Genomic DNA, 24,291 nt, shown 5'->3' with positions numbered 1-24,291 from the left:
CCATGGCGTGCAGCACGCCGCCTTGCTAGCGTGAACGCACTGCCACGCCCGGCGCACGAATCGCATTGAGGCGGCACGTCGGGACCAGCACCGCGAGGTGATTTCAAGTCGGTCATCGGGGACCGGCGGGAAGCGTGTCTCGATGACCACGTCGATGAACAGCAGACTCACTGATGCGTTGATCAGCACACGTCGGTTCTTCACCCCGAAGCAGGAGGTCTCCCCGGACGGGCGCACCCTGCTCAAGGTCGGTGGACGGTCCGGCGACGCGTTCTACCGGGACCGGTGGAGCCACGAGAAGGTCGTCCGGTCCACGCACGGGGTCAACTGCACAGGCTCGTGCTCATGGAATGTCTACGTCAAGGACGGGATCATTACCTGGGAGACCCAGGCGGTGGACTATCCGACGACCGGGCCGGAGAAGCCCGAGTACGAGCCGAGGGGTTGCCCCCGAGGTGCGTCGTTCTCCTGGTACACCTACTCCCCGACCCGCACCCGCTACCCCTACATCCGCGGGGTGCTGCTGGAGATGTACCGCGAGGCCAAGGCCCGGTTGACCGATCCGGTCCTGGCATGGGCAGACATCACCGAGGACCCGGAGCGGGCGGCCCGCTACAAGAGTGCCCGCGGCAAGGGCGGGCTGGTCCGCGCGTCGTGGGACGAGGCGATCGAGATCGTCGCAGCCGCGCACGTGCACACGATCCGCAAGTGGGGTCCGGACCGCGTAGCAGGCTTCTCGCCCATCCCGGCGATGTCGATGGTCTCGCACGCCTCGGGTGCGCGCTTCGTCAACCTCATCGGCGGGTCGATGCTCAGCTTCTACGACTGGTACGCGGACATGCCCGTCGCCTCGCCGCAGGTCTTCGGCGACCAGACCGACGTACCCGAGTCGGGGGACTGGTGGGATGCGGGCTACCTGATCATGTGGGGTTCGAACGTTCCGGTGACACGCACGCCTGATGCGCACTGGATGGTCGAGGCGCGCTACCGGGGGCAGAAGGTCGTCGTCGTCTCACCCGACTTCTCCGACGCCACGAAGTTCGCCGACGAGTGGCTCCCCGCGGAGCCCGGCACCGACGGCGCGCTGGCGATGGCGATGGGTCACGTCATCCTCAAGGAGTTCTACGTCGATCGCCAGACGCCGTACTTCATCCAGTACGTGAAGAAGTACAGCGACCTGCCCTTCCTCGTCACGCTCGACGCTGCCCAGGATGCCAACGGCGAGATCACCCACACGGCCGGGAAGTTCCTCACCGCAGCGGACCTGACCGACGAGATCGAGCCCGAAACGGAGAACGCCGCGTTCAAGCCCGTCCTGGTGGACGAGACCACCGGTCAGCTCCGGGTCCCGCCAGGAACGCTGGGCCATCGCTACGGCGAGACCGGGGTGGGCAAGTGGAACCTCGACCTCGGTGACATCGAGCCGCGACTGTCGCTGATCGACGACGCCGAGCTCACCGTCCCGGTCGACATGCCCCGCTTCGACACCGGCCAGGGCAGCGTGGGAGCCATCCGCCGCGGGGTCCCTGCGCGCCGGGTCGCCGGACGGCTGGTGACCACCGTCTTCGACCTGCTCCTGGCGCAGTATGGCGTCGGGCGGTCCGGGCTCCCGGGCGAGTGGCCCACCGGCTATGACGACGCGGAGTCGCCGTACACCCCGGCCTGGCAGGCGACGATCACCGGGGTCACCGCCGACGCCGCGGAGCGCATCGGCCGTGAGTTCGGACAGAACGCCGTGGACTCCAAGGGTCGTTCGATGATCCTCATGGGAGCCGGCACCAACCACTGGTTCCACTCCGACACGATCTACCGGACGTTCCTCGCCCTGACCACGATCACCGGATGCCAGGGGGTGAACGGTGGTGGCTGGGCGCACTACGTCGGCCAGGAGAAGGTGCGACCGCTGACCGGCTACTCCCAGCTGGCCAACGCACTGGACTGGTTGCGTCCCCCGCGGAACATGGTCCAGACCGCGTACTGGTACCTGCACACCGACCAGTTCCGCTACGACCAGTTCGGCGCCGACACGCTCTCGGCGCGGACCGGCAAGGGTCAGCTGGCCGGTAAGACGACCGCAGACGTCATCGCCCAGTCGGCCCGCCTGGGCTGGATGCCGTCCTACCCGACGTTCGACCGCAACCCGTTGATCATCAGTGCCCAGGCGCGCGAAGCCGGGAAGAGCACCAAGGACTACGTGGTGGACGAGCTCAAGGCCGGACGGCTCACGTTCGCGGCCGAGGACCCGGACTCGCCGGAGAACTTCCCCCGCGTGCTGTCCCTCTGGCGGAGCAACCTGTTCGGCTCGTCGGCCAAGGGCAACGAGTACTTCCTCAACCACCTGCTCGGGGCGTCGCACACCATCAGCGCGCAGGAGACGCCCGAGCGGCACCGACCCAAGGAGGTCACCTGGCACGACGAGGCGCCGACCGGAAAGCTCGACCTGCTGACCACTCTCGACTTCCGGATGACGAGCTCCACCCTGCTCTCGGACGTCGTGCTGCCCGCGGCGACCTGGTACGAGAAGTACGACCTGTCGACCACCGACATGCACCCGTTCGTCAACTCCTTCAACCCGGCGATCTCCCCGCCGTGGCAGTCGCGGACCGACTGGGATGCCTGGCAGCAGATCTCCCGGGTGTTCAGCGCGCTGGCAGTCCGGCACCTGGGCAAGCAGACCGACGTCGTCGCCGTGCCGCTGACCCACGACACCCCCGACGCGATGGCCGTGCCGCACGGCCGGGTTCTGGACTGGAAGTACGGCGAGTGCGAGCCGGTCCCCGGTGTGACGATGCCGAAGATCGTCGAGGTCGAGCGCGACTACACCGCGATCGGCGACATGATGCGCGCCGTCGGGCCGCTGATGGACACCCTGGGTGCGACCACGAAGGGGATCACCTACGACCTGACTCGTGAGGTCGGTGAGCTCAGGGCGAAGAACGGCTATGTGCGTGGCGGTGTCGCCGATGGTCGGCCGGACATCCTGCACGACGTCCAGGCGTGCGAGATGATCCTGATGTTCTCCGGCACGACCAACGGACACCTCGCCACCCAGGGTTTCGAGACCCTCGAGAAGCGCACCGGCTGCCGCCTGAGCGACCTCTCCTCGGAGAACGAGGGCCACCGGGTCACGTTCGCCGACACCCAGCGCGGTCCGGCGCCGGTGATCACGTCACCGGAGTGGTCCGGGTCTGAGACCGGGGGGCGTCGGTACTCGCCGTTCACCATCAACGTGGAACGGCTCAAGCCGTGGCACACCCTGACCGGCCGGATGCACTTCTACCTCGACCATGACTGGATGACCGAGCTCGGCGAGGGGCTGCCGACGTTCCGGCCACCGCTGGACATGACCGCCCTGTTCGACGAGCCGGCGATCGGCGACACCCCCACCGGGGGCATCTCGGTGCGCTACCTCACCCCGCACAACAAGTGGTCGATCCACTCCGAGTACCAGGACAACCTGTTGATGCTGTCTCTGTTCCGGGGCGGTCCGGGAATCTGGATGAGCCCGCAGGACGCCGAGAAGATCGGCGTCCGGGACAACGAGTGGATCGAGGCCATCAACCGCAACGGGGTGGTCAACGCGCGGGCGATCATCTCCCACCGGATGCCCGAGGGCACCGTGTTCATGTACCACTCCCAGGACCGGCTCATCGACATGCCGCTGTCCGAGACCACCGGCCAGCGAGGCGGGAACCACAACTCGCTCACCCGGCTGATGATCAAACCGACCCACATGGTCGGCGGGTACGCCCAGCAGAGCTTCGCGTTCAACTACATGGGTCCGACGGGGAACCAGCGCGACGAGGTCACCGTGATCCGTCGCCGCAACCAGGAGGTGACCTACTGATGCGGGTCATGGCGCAGATGGCGATGGTGATGAACCTCGACAAGTGCATCGGCTGCCACACGTGCTCGGTCACCTGCAAGCAGGTGTGGACGAACAAGTCCGGTGCCGAGCACATCTGGTTCAACAACGTGGAGACCCGGCCGGGTCAGGGGTATCCGCGCACGTACGAGGACCAGGAGCGGTGGAAGGGCGGCTGGACCCTGAACAAGCGGGGTCAGCTCAAGCTGAAGGCCGGTGGCCGGCTGAAGAACCTGGCGACCATCTTCGCCGCGCCGTACCTGCCGGGGATCAAGGACTACTACGAGCCCTGGACCTACGACTACGAGAACCTCACGACCGCCCCGGCGCAGCAGAACATGCCGGTCGCCCGGCCCAAGTCGCTGCTCACCGGAGAGAACACCAAGGTCACCGGGTCCTCCAACTGGGACGACGACCTCGCCGGATCGGTCGAGCACGGGCACAACGACCCGATCCTTCGCAAGGTGAGCGACAAGATCAAGTTCGAGTACGAACAGGCCTTCATGTTCTACCTGCCGCGCATCTGTGAGCACTGCCTCAACCCCTCGTGCGTCGCATCCTGCCCAACCGGCGCGATCTACAAGCGGGAGGAGGACGGCATCGTCCTGGTCGATCAGGACCGATGCCGCGGTTGGCGGCAGTGCGTTACCGGCTGCCCTTACAAGAAGATGTACTTCAACCACAAGACCGGCAAGGTCGAGAAGTGCACCTTCTGCTACCCGCGGATCGAGGTGGGTCAGCCGACCATCTGCTCCGAGACGTGCGTGGGACGCCTCCGGTACCTGGGTCTGATGCTGTACGACGCGGACCGCGTGCTCGAGGCTGCCTCGACCCCCGATGAGCACGGCCTGTACGAGGCCCAGCGCAGCGTCTTCCTGGACCCGAACGACCCGGAGGTCGTGCGCGAGGCACTCGCGGCAGGTATCCCCGAGGACTGGATCGCTGCCGCCCGCCGCTCGCCCATCTGGGCCCTGATCAACACGTACAAGGTCGCGCTGCCCCTGCACCCGGAGTACCGGACCATGCCGATGGTCTGGTACATCCCGCCGCTGTCACCGGTCGTCGACGCGGTCAGCGAGACCGGGGAAGACGGTGAGCGTCAGGAGAACCTGTTCGCCGCCATCGACCGGCTGCGGATTCCGATCGAGTACCTGGCCGAGCTGTTCACGGCCGGCGACACCGGACCGGTCGACATCGTGCTGCGCAAGCTCGCCGCGATGCGCTCCTACATGCGGGACATCAACATGGGCTGGGAGACGAACGAGTCGATCGCCGAGTCCGTCGGCATGACCGGCCAGGAGATCAAGGACATGTACCGCCTGCTGGCGATCGCCAAGTACGAGGAGCGGTACGTCATTCCACCGGCGCACTACGAGGACGCGCACAAACTGGAGAACGTCGCCACCGAGTGCTCCCTGGACGTCGACGGCGGGCCGGGCATGGGCGGCATGGATGTGTCGTTCGCCGAGCACCCGGCCCGCGGCGGCGGCACCGCGGTCCCGGACCGCCCGGAGGGCGTGCGGATCAACCTGCTGAACTGGGACGGGACGGGCACCCCTGACGGGTTGTTCCCGGACTCGACCGACGCATCGGCACCGAGCGGCTCGGTGGGTGGACCATGAGCCCACGGGTCCCGACCCTCGCCTACTCCGAGGACACCCTCACCCAGGCCTGGCAGTCGGCGTCGATCCTGCTGGAGTACCCCGACCAGCAGCTCCTGGCCCGGATGGACCTGCTCACCAAGGTGGCGGACAGCCTGCCGGTCAAGCTCGGCGCCGGTCTGCGGGCGACGATCGACCACCTGCTCAGGCAGCCGCTGCAGGTCTCCGAGCAGGACTACGTCGACACGTTCGACAACCGGCGCCGAGGCTGCCTGTTCCTCACCTACTTCTCCAACGGGGAGACGCGCAAGCGTGGACTCGCGCTGCTCCGGATCAAGCAGGAGTACACCCGCGCGGGCCTGGTGCTCACCGAGGACCAGCTCCCCGACCACCTGTGCGTGGTGCTCGAGTTCGCCGCCACCACCGATCAACGTGCCGGCCTGAAGATGCTGCTGGACAACCGGGCCGGGCTCGAGATGCTGCGCCTGCACCTGACCGACATCGCCTCCCCGTGGAGCGGTGCGCTGGAAGCCGTGTGCGCGACACTGCCGCCGCTCAAGGGCAAAGACCGCGAGGCGGTCCAGCGACTCATCGACGAAGGACCCGCGCAGGAGCAGGTCGGCCTGACCCCGTACGGGACGCCCGAGCTGGCACCGACCTCCGGAGGTGTGTGATGGACGGCATTCTGGACCTGTTCCTGTGGCTGATCTTCCCCTACATCGCGCTGACGATCTTCGTCCTCGGGCATGCCTGGCGATACATGTACGACAAGTTCGGCTGGACCTCCCGGTCGAGCCAGATGTACGAGGGGGACATCTTGCGCTGGGCCAACCCGATGTTCCACTTCGGGATCCTGGCGGTGTTCCTCGGCCACGTCATGGGGCTGGGGATCCCGAAGGCCTGGACCGATGCGGTGGGAGTCTCCGAGGGGATGTACCACTTCATGGCCATCTCGATCGGCGCGATCGCCGGTGTTTTCACGATCGTCGGATTCATCGGCCTGGTCTACCGGCGCCGGTTCACCAAGGCCGTGATGGGTGCGACGACGGTGATGGACAAGATCATGTACCTGTTCCTCGGGGTGGTGATCCTGCTGGGACTCATGAACACGGCATCCCAGGTGGTGGGGGAATACAACTACCGCGAAGGCGTGTCGATCTGGTTCCGCAGCATCTTCTACTTCAACCCCCAGCCCGAGCTCATGGTCGGGGCGCCGCTGAGCTTCCAGCTGCACGCCATCACCGCGATCGCGCTGTTCGCGCTCTGGCCGTTCACCCGGCTCGTGCACGTCTTCACGGCGCCACTGGGGTACGTCTTCCGTCCCTACGTGCTGTACCGGACCCGGGACGCGCACGAGGGGTCTCGGGCGCGCCGGCGCGGCTGGGACAAGGTCGACACCATCCCACGCCGCCGGTAGCACTCACGCCGAGCGCCATGTCTGGGCAGGGGGCGTTCGTCATCGGCGGTACCGTGGAGGCGGGCGGGTCTGTGGTGCTGACCCTGCGTGCGGGGCGCTTCGACGGGAGCATCGTGGCTCTTCACTATGCGTGGTTGAGCCTCCAGGGTCGGTTGCCGGAGGCGGCCAGGAGGATGCGTAGTCGGTAGTGGTCGAAGGTACGGATTCCGTGCGCGAGGCGGCGGGGCTTCTTGATGTGGAGGTTGATGGCCTCGGTTCCGCCGTTGGAGACGCCGTCGGTGTCGAAGTAGGCCAGGACCTGGGCTCGCCAGGCTCGCAGGGTCCGGCCCAGGCGGGCGACCTCGGGGATCGGGCAGGTGTGCAGGGTCGCGATGACGTCGGCGGCGACCTCCTTGCCGGTCGCCGCGGTGCGCTGGTGGTAGATCGAGCGCACCGCCGATAGCAGCCCCGGGCGACGGTCACCTCCTTCAACGCCAGAGGCCCTCTCGATCCGAAGATCAAGAGGGCCTCTGAAATGCTACTTCACAAGTAGCGGGGTGTGCGCAGCGACCGCCGGTCCGGCGAGGCCGGCCGCCACCATCATCGCACCGGAGAGGAGACCCGCAAGAGACGTCAGGGCCACGGTCTCCTTCACGGGCACATCCGCGCTGTGATGGCGGATGCGGCCATTCGGCAAGAACTGAACCGCCCCGGCTTCCATGGAGGCTCTCAACCCACGGAGGATGAGGGTCATGGCTGCACCGAGGAAGTACCCCGAGGAGCTGCGGGAGCGGGCGATCCGGCTTGTGCTGGACGCGAAGAGGGACCCTGCGACGCGTCCGGCGGCGGCCCGCCGGATCGGTGAGCAGCTCGGGATCAATCCCGAGACGCTGCGCGGGTGGGTCCAGCAGGCCGAGATCGACGCCGGCGACAGACCCGGGACCACAACGAGCGATGCCCAGCGCCTGGCCGAGCTCGAGCGTGAGGTCCGTGAGCTGCGCCGCTCGAACGCGATCTTGCGCAGTGCGTCGGCTTTCTTCGCGGCGGAGCTCGACCGCCCACAACGGTGATCGTGGAGTTCATCGACGAGCACAAGGACGAGTTCGGGGTCGAGCCGATCTGCCGTGATCTGCAGGTCGCCCCGAGCACCTACTACGCCGCCAAGACTCGGCCCGCCTCGGCGCGGTCGGTCAGCGACGCGGAGCTGAGCGAGGTCATTTCGACCGAGTACGCGGCGAACTACGGGGTCTATGGGGCCCGGAAGATGTGGAAGCACCTGCACCGCCTCGGCCGCCCGGTCGGGCGCTGCCGGGTCGAGCGGCTGATGCGAGCCGCTGACCTGCACGGGGCCGTCCGCGGGCGGGCCAAGCGCACCACGATCCCGGGCAAGGACGGGGTCCGGGCCGGTGACCTGGTCAACCGCGCGTTCACCGCCACGGCCCCGAACCAGCTCTGGGTGGCGGACTTCACCTACGTCCGGACCTGGGCCGGGTTCACCTACGTCGCGTTCGTCATCGACGTGTTCTCCCGGATGATCGTCGGCTGGAAGGCCGACACCACCATGCGAGCCAACCTGGTCACCGACACCCTGGAGATGGCCGTGTGGTCGCGCGGCCGCGCCGGCGTTACCGACCTGCAGGGCCTGATCCATCACACCGATGCAGGGTCGCAATACGTCAGCCTGGCGCTGACCGAGCGGCTCGCCGCGCTCGGGATGCGGGCCTCGATCGGGACTGTCGGCGACGCCTACGACAACGCCCTGGCCGAGTCCTCGATCGGTCTCTACAAGACCGAGCTGATCCGGCGGCGAGGGCCCTGGCGGACGCTGGACGACGTCGAGATCGCGACCCTGGAGTGGGTCGACTGGTTCAACAACCGGCGCCTGCACACCGAGCTCGGCGACGTCCCACCCGCCGAGCACGAGACCACCTACTACCGTCAGAACCCGGCGTCGACGACGCTGGAAACCAGAGAACCGAGCCTCCACTGAACAGGGGGCGGTTCACACGGCAACCCCTACCACCACCTGGGCCACCACAACCGCACCAGAAGGCCGATGAGCCAGTTGCGTCCGCCAGAGTGGTGTACCGGTGGCTCGGTGATCGTGTCGTCGTAGACGAGGACGCGGTCACCGCGTGACCCTTCGAGTGATCTCTCACAACCGACTCGAAGAAGGACTCCACGATGACCGCACCTACGAGTATCGACCCTGCGCGGTTCCTGCACGAGCAGCTGGCCCAGGCGTCCCCGGACCTGATGCGTGAGCTGTTGAGCACGTTCATCAACGCGCTGCTGTCCGCGGAGGCCGACGCGGTCTGCGGAGCCGGGTGGGGCCAGGTCTCCGAGGACCGGATCAACCGGCGCAACGGCTACCGCCACCGGGACCTGGACACCCGGGTCGGCACGATCAACGTCGCGGTCCCCAAGCTGCGCACCGGGACCTACTTCCCGGAGTGGTTGCTGACCCGCCGCCGGCGCGCGGAGGCGGCCCTGACCTCGGTGGTCGCGACCTGCTACCTGCTGGGGGTCAGCACGAGGCGGATGGACAAGCTCGTGCAGTCCCTGGGCATCACCTCGCTGTCGCGGTCCCAGGTCAGCGAGATGTCCAAGGACCTGGACACCCAGGTCACCGCGTTCCGCACCCGCCCCCTGGACGCCGGGCCCTACACCTTCCTCGCCGCCGACGCCCTGACGATGAAGGTCCGCGAGGCCGGCCGCGTCGTCAACGCCGTGGTCCTCGTGGCGACCGGCGTGAACGCCGACGGACACCGCGAGGTCCTGGGGGTCCAGGTCACCACCGCCGAGACCGGCCCGGCGTGGTTGACGTTCTTCCAGGACCTGGTCGCCCGCGGCCTGTCCGGAGTCAAGCTCGTCACCTCCGACGCCCACGCCGGGCTGGTCGCCGCGATCGGCGCGACCCTGCCCGGAGCGACCTGGCAAAGGTGCCGCACCCACTACGCAGCGAACCTCATGAGCGTGACCCCGAAGGCGTCCTGGCCGGCGGTGAAGGCGATGCTGCACTCGGTCTACGACCAGCCGACCCCCGCGGACGTCCAGGCCCAGTTCGACAAGCTCCTGGACGCGGTGACCGACAAGCTCCCCGACGTCGCCGCCCACCTGGACGCCGCCCGCGCCGACGTCCTGGCGTTCACCGCGGTCCCCAAGGGCCTGTGGCGCCAGGTCTGGTCCAACCCCTCTCCGCCAGGCTGGCTGTGAGTCAGTTCGCGAGTGGTGAGGGGTGTCCCGGTGTCGATCAGTGCGGGGTTCACGGCGGCGGAGATCCGGTCGTTCGTGCACGAGTACACGGTTCAGCCGTTCGGTCGTAAGGCCGAGTGGCTGTCCGCGCAAGGCGTGTCCTACGACCGGCTGCGCAGGTGGCGGCTGGCGGTGTTCAACGGCGACCTCGACCGCGGGCTGATCCCGCGCGACAGTAGCCCTGTGAGAACCCCGCCCGGCCAGCGCGCAGCCCTGGAGAGACACCACGCGAAGGAGCACGCCGAGCACCAGACCGAGGTCGCTCGGTTGAATGCACGGATCCGTGAGCTCGAAGAGACCAACGGTGCGCTGGGAAAAGCTATCGGGCTCTTGCACTCGATGAGCGAGCAAGAGCCCGACGCGCCCCGGACGACGACCGATCCACTCGATTCCTAAGCGCTGAGAACGACCTGGTCGCCGGGCTCACCTCGGCGATGAGGTCTCAGCGGCAGGCCCTGGCGGTGGTGGGCCTGTCCCGCTCGACGTGGCACTACCGCCACAAGCCGCGACCGCAGGTGGGCGATCCGATCGCGCACCCGCACCGGGCCTACCCCTCGCGGATCAACGCCACCGACCGGGCACAGATCGCCGAGCGGATCGTCGCCGGCTGGGCGCGGGGCGTCTCGGTCGACCACTCCTTCGCCGTCGCGTGGGACGGCGGAGTCATGCTCGCCTCGCGCCGGTCGTGGTGGCGGATCGCCGCCGCCCTCGCCGACCAAAGCGCCCGGCCGCTCGCCCCGACCAGGCGGGGGGCCACCGCACCACGGGCGGCGCCGGTGCTCGAAGCGACCGGTCCCGGGCAGGTGTGGTCCTGGGACATCACCGACCTGCGCTCTCCATGGCGAGGCGTGGCGTTCAAGGCGTACTCGATCATCGACATCTACTCGCGCAAGCTGGTCGGCCACCGCGTCGAGGAGCGCGAGGCAGACCACCTCGCGGTCCAGATGTTCCAGACAGCGTTCGCGGCCCACGGCCTGCCCGGTGCGGTGCACGCAGACTCGGGGCCAGCGATGCGCTCGACCCTGCTCAAGGACCTCCTGCAGCCGCTGGGCATCACCCAGACGCACAACCGGCCCAGGGTCTCCAACGACAACCCGTTCTCAGAGTCGGAATTCCGCACGATGAAGTACCGCCCGAACTACCCGGGCGCCTTCGAGACACTCGATGACGCCCGCGCCCACATGAACGCTTACGTGCGCTGGTACAACACCAGTCATAAACACTCCGGCATCGCACTGTTCTCGCCCGACGAGGTCCACGACGGCACATGGCGCCAGCGCTGGACCGCGCGAGCACGCGTCCAGCAGAGTTACTACGACGCTCACCCCGAACGCTTCCGCGAACCGCCCGTGACCCCGGCACCCCCAGGGCTCGTCGGGATCAACCTCGACGAACGCAGACCCGCGGCCGACCGACTCCAGACAGCTTGACAACGCCCGCGCCACCCCGATCGAGCGCCACGCGGAGCCCCTAGACCTCGATTTTCGGCGCAGCGCCTGGTAGGGCCGGTGCGGGCATGCCTGACCCAAGGTCGACGACGCGGCCGCGATCACGCGTTGGTGCGGCAGCGCTCGACGAACTTCGCCAGAGCGTCGACCGGCACCTTGCGGAGTCGGCCGACGTGGACGGACTCGATCTGACCCGAGCCCAGCAGCTCGTACATGAGCGTGCGCCCGATACCGAGCCGATGGGCCGCCTCGACGACGCTGAGTAGAAGCTTCTCGTCGTTCTCGATCGTCAGGTTGATCAGCTGGGGCTCGGGGGCGGTCGGGGCTCGAGTCGCGGTCGGGCTGACGAGGCGGAGTTGGGCAGTTGCGGTCATGGCGGCCTCCTTGGAGTGCAACGTGCCACTCAGCGTGACGAGGACCGATAGCCGGGACGATGACGGGGAGGCCGCCGCTCGAGCGAGCCGCGATGACGAGTTGTGGCTACAAGGCCGTCATCGGCGGTGGTACCGATGACGCGGGACCCCGCGATTGCCCCCGCCCCCTCGTCAGCGCCTCGTTGACCTGCCCGTTCGCACCCGTCATCCCCACGGCTATACCCCCTGAGCAGCGTCTCTCGTGTCCGTTCGACACAGGAGGCGATGATGAACAACAACACGACGACACACCGAGGCAGCAGCACCTCGCCGACAGCCCCGCCCCGCATCACTCGCGACAGGGAGGCTCTGCTAGGCGCGCTGGCCACCATCGACGCCGAAGGTTGGGAAGGCCACACCGCAACCGCCCTCCTGCAGTACGTCCGCACCGAGGTCGTCCGCCCGCTCGCCATCGACGCCGGCCTACGCGGCGCTGCCGCGTCCCAGGCCGAGGCCACCGGATGGGAGGCGGTGTGGGTGACCCTCACCAAGCCGTCTCTCCGGACGGTGGCCTCACCGTGGGGCGTGCTGTGGCAGGTGGCGCGGCGAGCGGTCCTGGGCGAGATCGTGGCAGCGAGATACGGCACCGAGGAGCGCCGCGGTCGCAGGCTCGACGCCGCAGCCCGATCAGGCGAGGGCGGTCCATTGGCGTCTCTCGACTCGCTCGCCAGCGCCGGTTGGGAGCCTGCACACACTGACCCAGATCCCGTCGCCGGGATGGCCTGGCGAGAGCTTCTCGTTCGGGTAGACCAAGCGCTCGTCGACGCTGGGTGGGAGCCGGCTACGGCCACGCGCATCGTCGACGCCGTCCTGCGCATGCCCACCACTCCTGACCCGCGGTGCACGCTCGTCGGCTGGCGACTGCTCGCTGTGGAGCTCGACCTACCGCCCTGGCAGGCGCGCCGCCTCGCGCTCGCGCTGCGGGGGACTTCCGCGTCGCCAGGTCTCATCCCGCGGCTCCTGACCGCCGGCGACGAGGTACTCCGCGACCCGAGTGTTCGCAGCGAACTGAACGGCACCCTGCATCGACTGACCACGAGCCCGCCGTTCGCAACTGCGACCGCACCTGAGCGCGGCCGTCCACAGCGCGCTGCGGGCTGAAGTCGTCCACAGATCAGGCCGAGCGTGCCCGAGGTTGCGTAGGTCGGCGCCTACCTATCTCTATGAGGACACCACGCACCCACGCGCCAGCTGGCGTCACAGGACGAATTGACCCCTGTCGTTCTCGGGGCAACGGGTGTCCAATGGAACTCCTGGCCCAGGACGCGGCTAGGACAGGGGTGGCGCGACAACCGTTGGGGGACGGTGACCGCCGATGACGATGCACCGCACGCACTTCCGCACGGCCGCGGCAATGGCGATCGCCGCCGTGGCGTTCCTTGGTGCCTGCAGCGCCGACGGCAATGACCCGAATCCGAGCCCGACGCCGACGCCAACGGCCGCTGCGTCGCCGACCACGACCCCGACGCCCACCTCGACCGCTGACCCCGAGGTTGCTGCCGCGGAGGCCGCCATCCTTGAGGCGTATGAGGGCTATTGGGATGCCAAGGTGCAGGCCTTTTCAGACCCGTCGGCTCCAGAGGCTCCGAGCCTGACGCAATTCGCCGTGGACACCGCCCTGGCTGACGTGCGCGCCAGCGTTCAGTCCCTGAAGTCCAGCGGGATCACCGTCGTCGGTGAGCCTCTCCTCGCCCCGGAGGTCTCCGATGTCGTGCTCGGTGACACCTCGACCGCGACCATCACCGACTGTGTCGATGTCAGCGACTGGCAGCCGATATTCACGGAGAGCGGCGAGTCGGCCGCGGACCCGAACCAGGCGCTGCGTGTGCTCACGACGTCGACGGCCTACGTCTACGACGGCCGATGGACAATCCGGAGCTCTGAGGTCGACCGGGACTCCTCGTGCTGAGGCGGCTTGCTCCCGGCGTGGTCCTCGGTCTGGTGTTCCCACTCGCGTCGGCCGCGAGCGCCACGGGTGGACCTCCCGTCGTCTGCCTGCCCGGAACGCAGATCTGTTGGGTCGAGGTCGAGAGTCCTGGAACGCCACAGCCGGATCCCGTGTCGAACGAGGGCACCTCAGGCGGTGGCGGCGAGCGCGTCTGCGTGATCGGTCGGACGGGCGAAGCGCTCCCCTGCTACGACGGCACCTTCGGGTGGTTCAACGACGTCGACGACTGCTACTACATGCTGCTCGACCCGCAGCCGCCCGGCGACGACCCCCTCTGGGAGGGCAACTACCCATCTGGGGCCATGTACCAGGTGACGTGCATGGACCGGATACCCGGCACCAACGGCGGCTGGACGTGGCTTCCGGAGGCGCCGCCCGGCTACGGCGGCGTCGCGATCACTCCGGCTCAGCTCGCTGCCCGCGCCGTGGACCAGATGCACCTGGCGGGTCCCACGATCGGCATCACGGTGCCGCCGGATCGGACGGGATTGGTCGGTGTCCCGGTCTGGCTATGGACCGAGGTCGCCCCGACCACGTGGGGACCGAACTCGGCCACCGCAGCGGTCCCCGGGCTCTCGGTGACCGCAACGGCTCAGGTCAGGCAGATCGCGTGGGACATGGGTGACGGACGCACTGAGGTCTGCACGAACGCCGGGACGCCGTGGTTCGAGGGCGGCGTCGAGTCGCCGACTTGCGACCACGTCTACGAGGCGCCGTCGGTCGGCCAGCCGGACGACGCCTACACCGTGACCGCCACGTCGACGTGGGAGGTCACCTGGGCCGGCGGCGGGACCTCCGGCGCCCTGACCGTCACACGGTCGTCGACGACGCCCGTGCGCATCGGCGAGCTGCAGGTGCTCGTCACGAACTGACCCCCGGCCGCCACGGGCCGACCGTCATCGGGAGACGCCATGACGACACACACCACGCACATCCCGGCTGCGACGAACGGCCGAACCCAGTCCCTCCGCGCGCCCGTCGTCCTCACGCCTCGAGGACGACGTCGCCCCGGGCTGATCGTTGCGGGGATCGCCCTGGCGATGGTCGGTGCCCTCACCGCCGTCTGGCTGGTTGCCGCCGCGGGCCAGCGCTCCGGGGTCGTGGTGATGGCCCGGGACGTCGCCTACGGCGCGACGCTGACTGCGCAGGATCTGGCGGTCGTTGACGTTTCCCTCGACCCTTCGGTCGCGGCAATCCCCTCGAGCGAAGCTGGGAGCCTTGTCGGTCAGGTCGCGGCTGTCCGGCTGGTGGCCGGCTCGGTGCTCGCGCCTAGCCAGGTGACGGCGGCAGGTCCACCGGGACCCGGCGAGGTCGTCGTGCCCTTGTCCCTGGACCACGACCGTGTCCCCGCCGGGGGCCTGCTGCCGGGTGACCGGCTGCTGGTCGTCGACACCCCTCCCGAGCAGGCGGACCCGCCCTCGACCGACCCCGCCGTCTTCGAAACCATCGTCGCGCGGGTCGGGGTGCCGGACCTGAACGGTGTCGTCGTCGTCGACGTCGTCGCGACCGATGACGACGGGCCGGCGCTTGCTGCGCGAGCGGCGACCGGCCGGTTCGCGTTGGTGGTTCAGCCACGTGGGGACGACTCATGAGCCTGTTCACCCTGTGCTCGGCGACCGGAGCTCCGGGCGTCACGACGACAGCGCTGGCACTGGGATGGGTTTGGCCTCTCGTGCACCCCGACAGGCGGAACCTCGTGGTGGATGCCGACGTCTCTGGGTCGGGCATCCTGCCGGGCTACACGCAGGCGGGAGTCCCAGCGGGCGGGGGTGTGCTGGCTCTGGCGGCGGCGCGCAGGGTCGGGACCGCGGAGGAGATCGTCGAGCACGCCGTCGCCCTCGATCCCGACGCCCGTCGATTCGTTCTCACGGGCTTGAGTGCAACCGCGCAGGCACGACCGCTCGGGCCGGTATGGCAATCGCTGGCCGACGCCGCCCCGAGTCTCGGCGCGGCCAGCACGGACGTCTTGGTGGACCTCGGCAGGCTGGGGCACCGCTACGAACCGACGCCGCTCATTGAGCAGGCGGACACACTCGTGGTTGTCCTGGGCTCGACGCTGGCGTCGGTGACGGCCGCCGTGGAGGCAGTCCGAGCGCTGCGTGGGTCTCGCGGACCGAGCCAGACGGCGGCGCTCCTCGTCAGCGACGGTGGCCCGTACTCGGCGCGAGAGATCGCCGCCGAGCTCGAAGTCGACCGCCTACCGGTGATCGAGACGGACCGGTGGGCGGCTCGTGCGCTCGCCGAGGCCGCCACCACCGGCTGGCGGTTCGATCGCTCGCCGCTGCTGCGCGCGGCACGTGAAGCCGCAGCGCACCTACGAGACACCGTCGCCACGCTCCGCACGGGGGCGTTGTCATGAGCGGGTTCGAGAGTCTCACTCCCGATCCACGAGACCCAGGCCAACCGCACAACGGCGGCGCCTTGAACGGGCACTCCTATATGACCGCAGTTCCCAAGCGCGGACGGGCTGACGGCGCCGGGGCCCACGCGACCGTCACTCTCGATGCGACCTCGGCGGCCTCGACTGTTCCCGCGGCATTGAGCACGCCCGGCGAACACGTGCTTACGGGCCCAGCGACACCAGACGCGCAGACCGTACGGCACGTGCGTCGGGCGGTGGCTGAACGGTTGGCCGCACGGCTCCAGGTCGAGCAGATCACCGACCACGCCACCCGGCGCGAACTTGCCCGTTCGCTGGTCGCCGAAGAGCTCTCTGACCGCGCACGTGGTCAGGTGCGCGACGGCGTCGAACCGTGGTCCGCCGCCGCCGAGATCGGCCTGGCTGCAGCGGTGATGGCCGACCTGTTCGGGTTGGGACGGCTGCAGCCTCTCGTGGACGACCCGGACGTGGAGAACATCGAGGTCGACGGCCATGACTCGGTCTGGATCTCCTACGCCGACGGCCGCGACCAGCGCGGCCCCTCGGTGGCCGACTCCGACGACGAGCTCATCGAGATGATCCAGCTGCTTGCCGCCCGCAGCGGATCGGCGGAGCGAACCTTCTCCTCCGCGCACCCGTCGCTGCACCTGCGGCTCGACGACGGGTCGCGACTGGCGGCGATGGCCTGGACCACCCCGCGCCCTCACGTCGTCATCCGCCGTCATCGGGTGCGCGACGTCGACCTGGACGACCTCGTCAAGCTCGGCACCCTCGACAGCGCGCTGGCGGCGTTCATGCGCGCGGCGATCAGAACGGGCAAGAACGTCGTCGTGACCGGACTTCAGAACGCAGGCAAGACGACGCTGATCCGCGCGTTGGCCAACGAGTTCGCGCCAATGGAGCGTTTCGCGACCATAGAGAAGGAGTACGAACTGCACCTCCACGACCTGCCCCACCGCCATCCCCGCGTCGTCGCGATGGAAGGCCGCGAAGGCTCGGCGGAGAAGGACGTTCGCGGACACCGCGCCGGCGAGGTTACGCTGACCGATCTGGTCCACGACGCCCTGCGGATGAACCTACGTCGGATCATCGTCGGTGAGGTGCGCGGCCCTGAGGTGCTGCCCATGCTCGAGGCGATGTCGACCGGCGACGGGTCGCTGTGCACGCTGCACGCCCGGACCGCCCAGCACGCCATCGACCGGATCGTCACCCTGTGCCTATCGGCCGGCGTGTCGATGACCGAGGCTTTCGCCTACCGGCTGCTTGCCGGGTCGGTCGACCTGCTCGTGCACCTCGCCCTCGTCGACGAGTCCGCGACCGGAGGGCACAAGCGCCGCTTCGTCTCCCAGGTCGTCGAGATTAACGGCCTCGGCGAGGGGCACCGCCCGGCCACGACGACGGTCTTCGGCCCGGGTCGCGACGGTCGGGCCGTGCCGCTGCATCGACCCGGCTGCCTGGACGACCTCGTTCGGGCGGGGTTCGACCCGACGTTCTTCGACCACCGCGGCGGCACGTGGAGCACCGCCCTCGACGTCGGGGGGCAGCGATGACGCCGCTGCTCGCCGGCCTCGCTGGCTCCCTGGTGGCCGTCGGGCTGTTCCTCGCAGTCGTCGGGTTCCGTCGCTCGGCAGTCACGCCTCCCCCGCCTGCCGCAGCGAAGCGTCGACCACGCCGACTCGCCACCTCCGGCTGGGCACGATGGCAGTGGCCTGTGGCCGGCGCCGCCGGGCTGGTGACGTGGGCCGTCTCTGGGTGGCCTGTCGCCGGGGCCGTGGTCACCGCGACCATCGTCGGACTGCCGGTCCTGTTTGCCACGGGCACTGTCGCCGCCCGGCGGATAGGTCGTGTCGAGGCGATCGAGGAGTGGACCCGGCGTCTGTCGGACATCCTCGTTGCCGGGGTCGGTCTGGAACAGGCGTTGACCGCCAGCCTGCGGACCTGCCCACCTGCGCTTCGCGCCGAGGTCACCGCGCTGGTCGCACGACTGTCGGCGCGGTGGCCCACCGAGCAGGCTCTTCGCGCGTTCGCCGACGACGTGGATGACGCCGCCGCGGACTTGGTCGTGGCGGCCCTGGTGCTCGCATCGCGGCGCCGAGGACCCGGGTTGGCGCGGGTGCTCACCGCCGTAGCGGATTCGGTCGCCGAGGACGTTGCCGTCCGCCGCAAGGTCGAAGCCGAGCGGGCCAAGCCGCGCACGACGGCGCGCGCCGTCACCCTCATCACGCTCGGTGCCGTTGCGCTTGGTGCGCTCAACGGCACCTACCTCAGCCCGTACGCCGGGCCGCTCGGGCAGCTGGTGCTAGCCGTCATCGCCACAGCGTTTATCGGCTGCCTGGCCTGGATGCGGGCCTTGACGCTGTCACCACCGGAACCACGCTTCCTGACCGACCGTGGGGTGGCGCGCTCATGACCCTCTGGCCAGTTCTCCTCGCGGGTGCCCTCGTCGGCGTCGGCGTCACCGTCGTCGTCGCCGGTCTCGTACCAGCGGCCCCCAACCTGCACGCGGCGCTCGCCCGCCTCGACCCGCACGCCGCTCCCACCCCGGCTACGTTCCCCGTCGGTGAGTCCCGGGTGGCCGGCGCCCTGAAGCGTCGCGCTCTTCCCCAGCTCGTCGAGTCCCTCGGCCTTCGCCGCTACGCCACGGATCTACGGATGGTCGACCAGACCGCCGAGGCTCTGGCTGCCCGCAAGGTCGGCTTCGGCCTGCTGGGAGTCGCGTTCCCCGCGATCCTGGCCGGCGCTGCCGCCGCGATGGGGCTCCGTCCGCCAGCGGCGCTCCCGGTCGCGTTCGCCGTGATGCTCGGTGGCGCCCTCTTCGTTGTCCCCGACGTCGACCTACGCCGCCGGGCGGTCACCGCTCGCGCCGACCTGCGACACGCCGCCTGCGTCTACCTCGAGCTCGTCGCCCTGGAGCGAGCCGCCGACGCGGGCACCACCGAAGCCCTCGACCGGGCGGCGGCCATCGGCACCACACGCGAGTTCCAACGAATCCGCGACGCGCTGCTGCGTGCCGAGGTCACGGGTCGGCCGTCCTGGCAGGGACTGACCGACCTAGCAGACAGCACCGGTGTCGCCGAGCTGGGCGACCTCGCGGACATCATGCGGCTGTCCGGGCACGACGGCGCCGCGGTGTACGCGACGCTGCGTGCTCGCGCTGCGTCCCTGCGCACCCAACTCCTGACGGCAACGACCGCGAAGGCCAATGCAGCCTCGGAGCACATGGTCGTTCCCGTCGCGCTCCTTGGAGTCGCTTTCATGGCCTTGATCGCCTACCCCGCTTTCGCTCGGATCCTGTTCAGCTGACCAGCACAGATAAGGAGAGAACCGTGAACACCTTCGCCGCCCTCGTCATCCTCAACGGCTACGTGGCGACCCTCCGCAGGGAGGTGCGGGCCCGGCTTAGCGACAACGACGTGGGGGCCTCCACCCTCGAGCTGGTCATCATCGTGCTGGGCCTCATCGCTGTCGCCACCATGCTCGTCGTGGCCATCACCATGGCGGTACAGCGACGCGTAGATCAGATCACCTGAGACCAGAAGACCATGCTCGCGACGACGCCTCGAACACCGGCACCGACCCGCCGGGCGGATCTGCGCGCGACGAGTCGGCGCCATCCTGGTGCCGCCCGGGACGCAGGTTCTGCCAGCGTGGAAGTCGCAATCTTGTTCCCGGTCGTGCTGCTCGTCATCACCGCGATCGTCCAGTACGGGCTCTGGTTCCATGCCCGTTCGATCGCCCTGGCGGCAGCACAGGAGGGCGTCACCGCTGCCCGGCTCTATCAGGCCGATCCCGCAGCGGGTCCCGACCGGGCGCGGGCCTTCGTCGAGACCCACGGCTCGGACACCCTCACCGAGGTGACCGCCACCGCCACCGTTCCGGGTCGTGATCAGATCGGAATCCAGGTCACCGGGCGAGCCCTGTCGCTCCTTCCCGGCATCCCGGGACTGGCGGTCTCCCAGTCGGCGGAGGGGCCGGTCGAGCGCTTCACAACGGCAGGTGGACCATGATCCAACGCGCTGCGCGTCGCCACTCGTGGTCCGGACCGGACCGCGAGCGCGGCAGCGTGACCCTCGAGCTCGCCATCCTGGCGCCGGCACTCCTGCTCCTGCTCGGCCTGGTGGTCCTCGCCGGGCGCGTGCAGGTCGCCGCGGGCGCCGTCGAACATGCCTCGACCATCGCCGCCCGTGAGGCATCGCTCGCACGGACGGCCGTCGCGGCACAGTCCACGGCCGCTGCCGCGGCGTCCCGGGAACTGCACGGCCGGGACATCCGCTGCGTCACCTCAAGCGTCACGGTTGACACGTCGGGGTTCGCCGTCGCGCTCGGGCAGCCAGCAACTGTTTCGGCCAGCGTCACCTGCACGGTGTCCTTCGCCGACCTCGCCCTCCCCGGCCTGCCCGGGTCGCGGACTTTGACGTCGACAGCCACGTCGCCCCTCGACCAGTTCCGTGCGCGATGAGCACCTGGCTGCGGCGTCGCATCGCCGGTACCGACTCCGAAACCGGGTCGGTGACCGTGTTCGTGGCCATCACCGTCGTCGGCCTCTTAGTCCTGATCGGATTGGTTGTCGATGGTGGAGCAAAGATCCGTGCTGCTCAGCGCGCCGACGCGGTCGCCGCCGAGGCTGCGCGAGCGGCCGGCCAGGCGGTCGCCCTGCCCGGCGTCGTGGGCCACCAGAACGTCGCCGTTGACCGACAAGGTGCTGTAAGCGCGGCCAACGCGTACCTCGCTGCCGCGGGTGAGACCGGCAACGTTGCCATCGGCCCGGACGGCACCTCCATCGAGGTCACCGTCACTACGAGTTCCCCGACAGCGTTCCTGGCCCTCATCGGCATCACCGATCTCACCGTCACCGGCCACGGCGAGGCCACGCTCGTCCATCGAGTCTCCGGAGAACGACCATGAACCCCACCTACGCTCCGACCCGCCGGCGCGTCCGCACCGCGCAGGACATCACGCGCGGGCTCGGCGCCGCTGCGGCGCTGGTCGCGTTCGTTGTCGGCCTGCCGCTGGTGCTCGCCGTAGTGGCGCCCTTGAGCTGGCCGCAGTCGGGGCCCACATGGGAGTCGATCCGGACTGCCCTGACGCGGCCCGACGACGGGTCACTGCTGCTGCACGTCATCGTCATCATCGCCTGGCTTGCGTGGGCAGCTTTCAGCGCCAGCGTCATCGTGGAGATCGTCGCCAGCCTCCGCCACGTGCGGGCGCCGTCCATCCCCTTGCTGGGCTGGTTCCAGCGGGGAGCCGCCCTGCTCGTCACGACCACTGGGCTTGTTCTGAGCACCGCGGCACCATCGCTTGCGACTGTCGTGACGCCCGTCGCGGAAGCGCCCGTGTCCGCTGCCGACGTCGCACCCTCGACCATGACGGGCTCGAGCGAGCCGATGACGGCGATGCCGGCGGCAGTGACGCGCTCCCCGGCCGCGATGACGGCATCGGAGGGAGCCGGAGCGGCACACGAGGAGGCGGACCGACACCCCGTCATCACGGCCGCCCGCGGTGACACCTTGTGGTCGCTGGCCGAACGTCACCTCGGGTCCGGGCACCGCTACAGCGAGATCCGCGACCTCAACCTCGGCCTTCCACAATCCGACGGTGGTGTCTTGACCGATGCGCACTGGATCTACCCCGGCTGGCAGCTTCAGCTACCCGCGGACGCCACCAACCTCCCCGCCCTTGCCGCCACGTCGGAGGCTCGCCGGGACCTCGGCGCGACCCCGAGGGTGCACGAGGTCGTCGCGGGAGACACCTTGTGGGACATCGCCGCCGCGCGTCTCGGCGACGGTGCCCGGTACCCCGAGATCCTCGACCTCAACACCGGCGTCGCCCAGCACGGCGGTGGCAGCCTCACCGACCCGGACCTCATCCGCCCCGGATGGCGCCTCGCCCTGCCGGTCCCGGCCGACGTCGTCTCCCCGGCGCCGCTTGAGAGCCCACCAACCGTTCCCGCGCAGACCACCCTTGCCGATTCTCCCGAGACGGCGACAAGCCAGGCCCCGGCGCCTCCGCCCTCCGCTCAGCAGCACGACGGAGCCTCGAAGCCTGAGTTCGGTGTGCAAGCTCCTGCGCCTTCGGCCGCCGACGTCGACGGCGGCGTCGAAGATGACGCCGCCGAGGAAGCCGAGCCCGCGACCCGCCTCTTCCTCGGGCTGACGGGTCTCGCCGCCCTCGGCGTCATCGGCGAGCTCGCCCGGCGCCGCCACCTCCAACACCGCACCCGCCGCACTGGCGAGCGCATCCCCCTGCCACCTCCTGGATCGCCCACCGAGGCGGCCGAACGCACCCTGCGTACCGCCACCACCCCGCTGTCGATCCCTCAGCTCAAGACGTCCCTGCTGAACTTGGCCAGCCGCGCCTATGCGGCGGAGCGCGACCTCCCCCGCATCGGCACGCTCGTCCTCAGCGACGAGACCCTCGAGCTCCACCTCGTCAACGACGACGGCGACCCCGTCCCCCCGTTCGAGGCGATGGGGCCGCGCGTCTGGTCCATGCCCACCGCTGCGCTGGCAGCCGACGAACCGATTGAGGACGATCCCGACCGGCCGGAGCCATACCCCGCCCTGGTCACCGTGGGCCACACCGACAGCGCCACCGTCTTCGTCAACCTTGAGGCCGCCGGCACCCTCGTCATAGCAGGCGATCCCACAGCGGCCCCCGACGTCCTCCGTGCCCTGGTCACGGAGCTCGCTACCAGCGACCTGGCTGGTCGAATCGGGTTCGTCGCCGGCCCGCAGTTCGCCGGACTCGCCGCTGCTTGCGATCCGGCGCGCCTGCAGTGCGTCGATCCAGGTGACCTCGCGTCGCAGCACGCCAGTCGATCCGCGGCCATTGTTGGTGTCCTCGGAGCCATCGGCGTCGACGACACCCTCGAGGCCCGCTCCGACCGCGCGGGGGGAGACACGTGGCTCCCCGTCGCCTACGTGGACGGAGCCGAAGATGCCGAATGGACGCCGCCCGCTGCGTGGTCCGGCTCTGTCCTGCTGACAACGGCCGAGCGATCTGGCTGGACCCTCACAGTGGCATCCGACGGCACCGCGAGCCTTGACGATGACGGGATCCACTTCGTGCCTTCACGACTCACAGACGCGGACCTCGGACGGATCGTCGACCTACTGGCAGCGGCGGCCCCGCGCCCCGAAGCTGACGGCACTGCGAACGCTGTGATCTCTGACGAGATGGCAGAGGCGCTCGCGGCGATTCCGGCTTCTCGTGACGTCCACGCTGAGAGCAGTAGCGACGCCTCCGGGCAGACTCTCCAGGTGAACGTGCTCGGCCCGATCGAGATCCTCGGCCTCCCCGAGGGCGCGCGGCCACTCGGGAAGCGCTCCATCGAACTCCTCGTCTACCTCGCGATCCGCGGCAAGGCGACCGGCCCCGAACTCGACGAAGTCCTCTGGCGTGGCCGGCGAGTCGATAATCAAACCCGAAACAGCCTCCTGTACCGAACCCGGCAGCGCGTGGGAATCGAGAACCTCCCGCCGGTCGACGCGGACAGCTCCTACAGGCTCGGCCACGGCGTCGCTTGCGACTGGGCGTCGTTCCAGCACCTGGTTCGCCGCGGGTACGCCGAGGGCCCGGAGGGCCGGGACAAGCTGCAGGCGGCACTGGAATTCGTCCGCGATCGACCGCTGTGCGGGCTAGCCGGCGCCGACTACGCCTGGGCAGAGAGCGACATCCAGGACATGAGCAGTGCAATCGTCGACGCTGCACACGTGCTTGCGGCCAGCCTCCATGCAGACGGCGATCACCGTGGCGCACTGTCCGCCGCCACGCGGGGGCTCCTCGCCGAGCCCTGCTCTGAGCGACTGTACGACGACGCGATACGCGCCGCGCGCGGACGGGGAGACGGAGACGAGGCGGAACGCCTCACGTCGAGACTCCGAGCCACGCTGGAGAGCTTGGACCCGGAGTACGTCGGGTGATCGGTGAACGGGTCTTTCACCCGCCAAGGCTCACGGGTCGATAGGTGCAACGCCCCAAGACAC

General features: G+C 69.3%; 23 protein-coding genes, 1 pseudogene and 1 other annotated feature. Of the genes and pseudogenes, 21 read left to right on the top strand and 3 right to left on the bottom strand.

The annotated features are described in order from the left end of the window. Positions 1-142: 142 nt before the first annotated feature. The 4 genes from N866_RS00250 to narI are packed head-to-tail and all read left to right on the top strand — an operon-like array spanning position 143 to position 6,883. Positions 143-3,847, top strand: coding sequence for a nitrate reductase subunit alpha (locus N866_RS00250; protein WP_034220999.1), 3,705 nt, complete (start codon positions 143-145; stop codon positions 3,845-3,847). Further along, on the top strand, positions 3,847-5,487 hold the full coding sequence (narH, locus tag N866_RS00245) for a nitrate reductase subunit beta (protein WP_034220997.1): 1,641 nt from the start codon (positions 3,847-3,849) through the stop codon (positions 5,485-5,487). The genes N866_RS00250 and narH overlap by 1 nt, the downstream gene beginning before the upstream one ends. Then, positions 5,484-6,140 carry a nitrate reductase molybdenum cofactor assembly chaperone gene (gene narJ / locus N866_RS00240; RefSeq protein WP_034220995.1) on the top strand — a complete coding sequence of 219 codons (657 nt, stop codon included), beginning with the start codon at positions 5,484-5,486 and terminating at the stop codon, positions 6,138-6,140. Before narH ends, narJ begins: the two co-directional genes overlap by 4 nt. Then, the gene (gene narI, locus N866_RS00235; RefSeq protein ID WP_034220993.1) at positions 6,140-6,883 is read left to right on the top strand and encodes a respiratory nitrate reductase subunit gamma; all 744 of its coding nucleotides are present in this window, start codon (positions 6,140-6,142) and stop codon (positions 6,881-6,883) included. Before narJ ends, narI begins: the two co-directional genes overlap by 1 nt. 124 nt (positions 6,884-7,007) lie before the next feature. Here the strand turns inward: narI and N866_RS00230 are convergent, their stop codons facing one another. Next, a complete protein-coding gene (locus N866_RS00230) occupies positions 7,008-7,316 on the bottom strand; it encodes a transposase (RefSeq protein WP_034220991.1) in 309 nt (102 codons plus the stop codon). A gap of 84 nt (positions 7,317-7,400) precedes the next feature. Further along, positions 7,401-7,616 (bottom strand): hypothetical protein, encoded by a 216-nt coding sequence (locus N866_RS19550; RefSeq protein ID WP_052022165.1) that lies wholly within the window; start codon positions 7,614-7,616, stop codon positions 7,401-7,403. On the opposite strand from N866_RS19550, the gene N866_RS00220 reads away from it, so the two are divergent. The 4 genes and pseudogenes from N866_RS00220 (at position 7,615) to N866_RS00205 (ending at position 11,547) form a co-directional block, all read left to right on the top strand. Continuing rightward, positions 7,615-8,852, top strand: a protein-coding gene (locus N866_RS00220; protein ID WP_245612303.1) for an IS3 family transposase whose coding sequence is annotated in 2 segments (ribosomal slippage) — positions 7,615-7,894 and positions 7,894-8,852 — 1,239 coding nt in all. Because the reading frame shifts where the segments join, the coding sequence is not laid out codon by codon here. The two genes, N866_RS19550 and N866_RS00220, sit on opposite strands and share 2 nt — an antisense overlap. Further along, positions 7,893-8,006, top strand: a sequence feature (AL1L pseudoknot). Its footprint overlaps the gene before it by 114 nt. Positions 8,853-9,046: 194 nt before the next feature. Then, positions 9,047-10,054: pseudogene (locus N866_RS00215) on the top strand (IS256 family transposase); the annotation flags it as partial. Positions 10,055-10,108: 54 nt separating this feature from the next. After that, positions 10,109-10,513 carry a hypothetical protein gene (locus tag N866_RS00210; protein ID WP_155855113.1) on the top strand — a complete coding sequence of 135 codons (405 nt, stop codon included), beginning with the start codon at positions 10,109-10,111 and terminating at the stop codon, positions 10,511-10,513. A gap of 38 nt (positions 10,514-10,551) precedes the next feature. Beyond that, positions 10,552-11,547 carry an IS3 family transposase gene (locus N866_RS00205; RefSeq protein ID WP_034220983.1) on the top strand — a complete coding sequence of 332 codons (996 nt, stop codon included), beginning with the start codon at positions 10,552-10,554 and terminating at the stop codon, positions 11,545-11,547. A 119-nt stretch (positions 11,548-11,666) separates the two neighbouring features. Here the strand turns inward: N866_RS00205 and N866_RS00200 are convergent, their stop codons facing one another. Next, complete coding sequence (locus tag N866_RS00200) at positions 11,667-11,939, bottom strand: helix-turn-helix domain-containing protein (protein ID WP_081802167.1); 273 nt, start codon at positions 11,937-11,939, stop codon at positions 11,667-11,669. Positions 11,940-12,206: 267 nt separating this feature from the next. Between N866_RS00200 and N866_RS00195 the strand changes: the two genes are divergently transcribed. The 13 genes from N866_RS00195 to N866_RS00135 all read left to right on the top strand — a co-directional run bounded on the left by N866_RS00195 (position 12,207) and on the right by N866_RS00135 (position 24,228). Next, a complete protein-coding gene (locus N866_RS00195; protein WP_155855112.1) occupies positions 12,207-13,079 on the top strand; it encodes a hypothetical protein in 873 nt (290 codons plus the stop codon). A gap of 214 nt (positions 13,080-13,293) precedes the next feature. After that, positions 13,294-13,887: a hypothetical protein gene (locus tag N866_RS00190; RefSeq protein ID WP_034220977.1), complete on the top strand. Its 594-nt coding sequence runs from the start codon at positions 13,294-13,296 to the stop codon at positions 13,885-13,887. A 194-nt stretch (positions 13,888-14,081) separates the two neighbouring features. Next, positions 14,082-14,798: an ATP/GTP-binding protein gene (locus N866_RS00185; RefSeq protein WP_155855111.1), complete on the top strand. Its 717-nt coding sequence runs from the start codon at positions 14,082-14,084 to the stop codon at positions 14,796-14,798. Positions 14,799-15,032: 234 nt separating this feature from the next. Beyond that, positions 15,033-15,518 carry an SAF domain-containing protein gene (locus N866_RS00180; protein WP_162177275.1) on the top strand — a complete coding sequence of 162 codons (486 nt, stop codon included), beginning with the start codon at positions 15,033-15,035 and terminating at the stop codon, positions 15,516-15,518. Next, positions 15,515-16,285: a CpaE/TadZ family protein gene (locus N866_RS19545; RefSeq protein ID WP_155855110.1), complete on the top strand. Its 771-nt coding sequence runs from the start codon at positions 15,515-15,517 to the stop codon at positions 16,283-16,285. The genes N866_RS00180 and N866_RS19545 overlap by 4 nt, the downstream gene beginning before the upstream one ends. Next, positions 16,282-17,856: a TadA family conjugal transfer-associated ATPase gene (locus N866_RS00170; RefSeq protein WP_155855109.1), complete on the top strand. Its 1,575-nt coding sequence runs from the start codon at positions 16,282-16,284 to the stop codon at positions 17,854-17,856. Before N866_RS19545 ends, N866_RS00170 begins: the two co-directional genes overlap by 4 nt. A gap of 221 nt (positions 17,857-18,077) precedes the next feature. Continuing rightward, positions 18,078-18,716 (top strand): type II secretion system F family protein, encoded by a 639-nt coding sequence (locus tag N866_RS00165; RefSeq protein ID WP_245612302.1) that lies wholly within the window; start codon positions 18,078-18,080, stop codon positions 18,714-18,716. Beyond that, a complete protein-coding gene (locus N866_RS00160; protein ID WP_034220972.1) occupies positions 18,713-19,609 on the top strand; it encodes a type II secretion system F family protein in 897 nt (298 codons plus the stop codon). The genes N866_RS00165 and N866_RS00160 overlap by 4 nt, the downstream gene beginning before the upstream one ends. A 23-nt stretch (positions 19,610-19,632) precedes the next feature. Continuing rightward, on the top strand, positions 19,633-19,836 hold the full coding sequence (locus N866_RS00155; protein WP_034220971.1) for a hypothetical protein: 204 nt from the start codon (positions 19,633-19,635) through the stop codon (positions 19,834-19,836). A gap of 12 nt (positions 19,837-19,848) precedes the next feature. Further along, positions 19,849-20,313, top strand: coding sequence for a TadE family protein (locus N866_RS00150; protein ID WP_216699332.1), 465 nt, complete (start codon positions 19,849-19,851; stop codon positions 20,311-20,313). After that, entirely contained in the window at positions 20,310-20,765 is a 456-nt protein-coding gene (locus N866_RS00145; RefSeq protein ID WP_034220966.1) for a TadE/TadG family type IV pilus assembly protein, read from the top strand. Before N866_RS00150 ends, N866_RS00145 begins: the two co-directional genes overlap by 4 nt. After that, positions 20,762-21,211, top strand: coding sequence for a pilus assembly protein TadG-related protein (locus N866_RS00140; protein WP_052022159.1), 450 nt, complete (start codon positions 20,762-20,764; stop codon positions 21,209-21,211). Before N866_RS00145 ends, N866_RS00140 begins: the two co-directional genes overlap by 4 nt. Further along, entirely contained in the window at positions 21,208-24,228 is a 3,021-nt protein-coding gene (locus N866_RS00135) for a LysM peptidoglycan-binding domain-containing protein (protein WP_034220965.1), read from the top strand. The genes N866_RS00140 and N866_RS00135 overlap by 4 nt, the downstream gene beginning before the upstream one ends. Positions 24,229-24,291 lie beyond the last annotated feature (63 nt).

The organism is Actinotalea ferrariae CF5-4, assembly GCF_000603945.1.
GTDB classification, from domain to species: domain Bacteria; phylum Actinomycetota; class Actinomycetes; order Actinomycetales; family Cellulomonadaceae; genus Actinotalea; species Actinotalea ferrariae.
The sequence above is the reverse complement of the archived record's forward strand: the minus strand, read 5'-3'. Positions and strand labels throughout refer to the sequence as shown.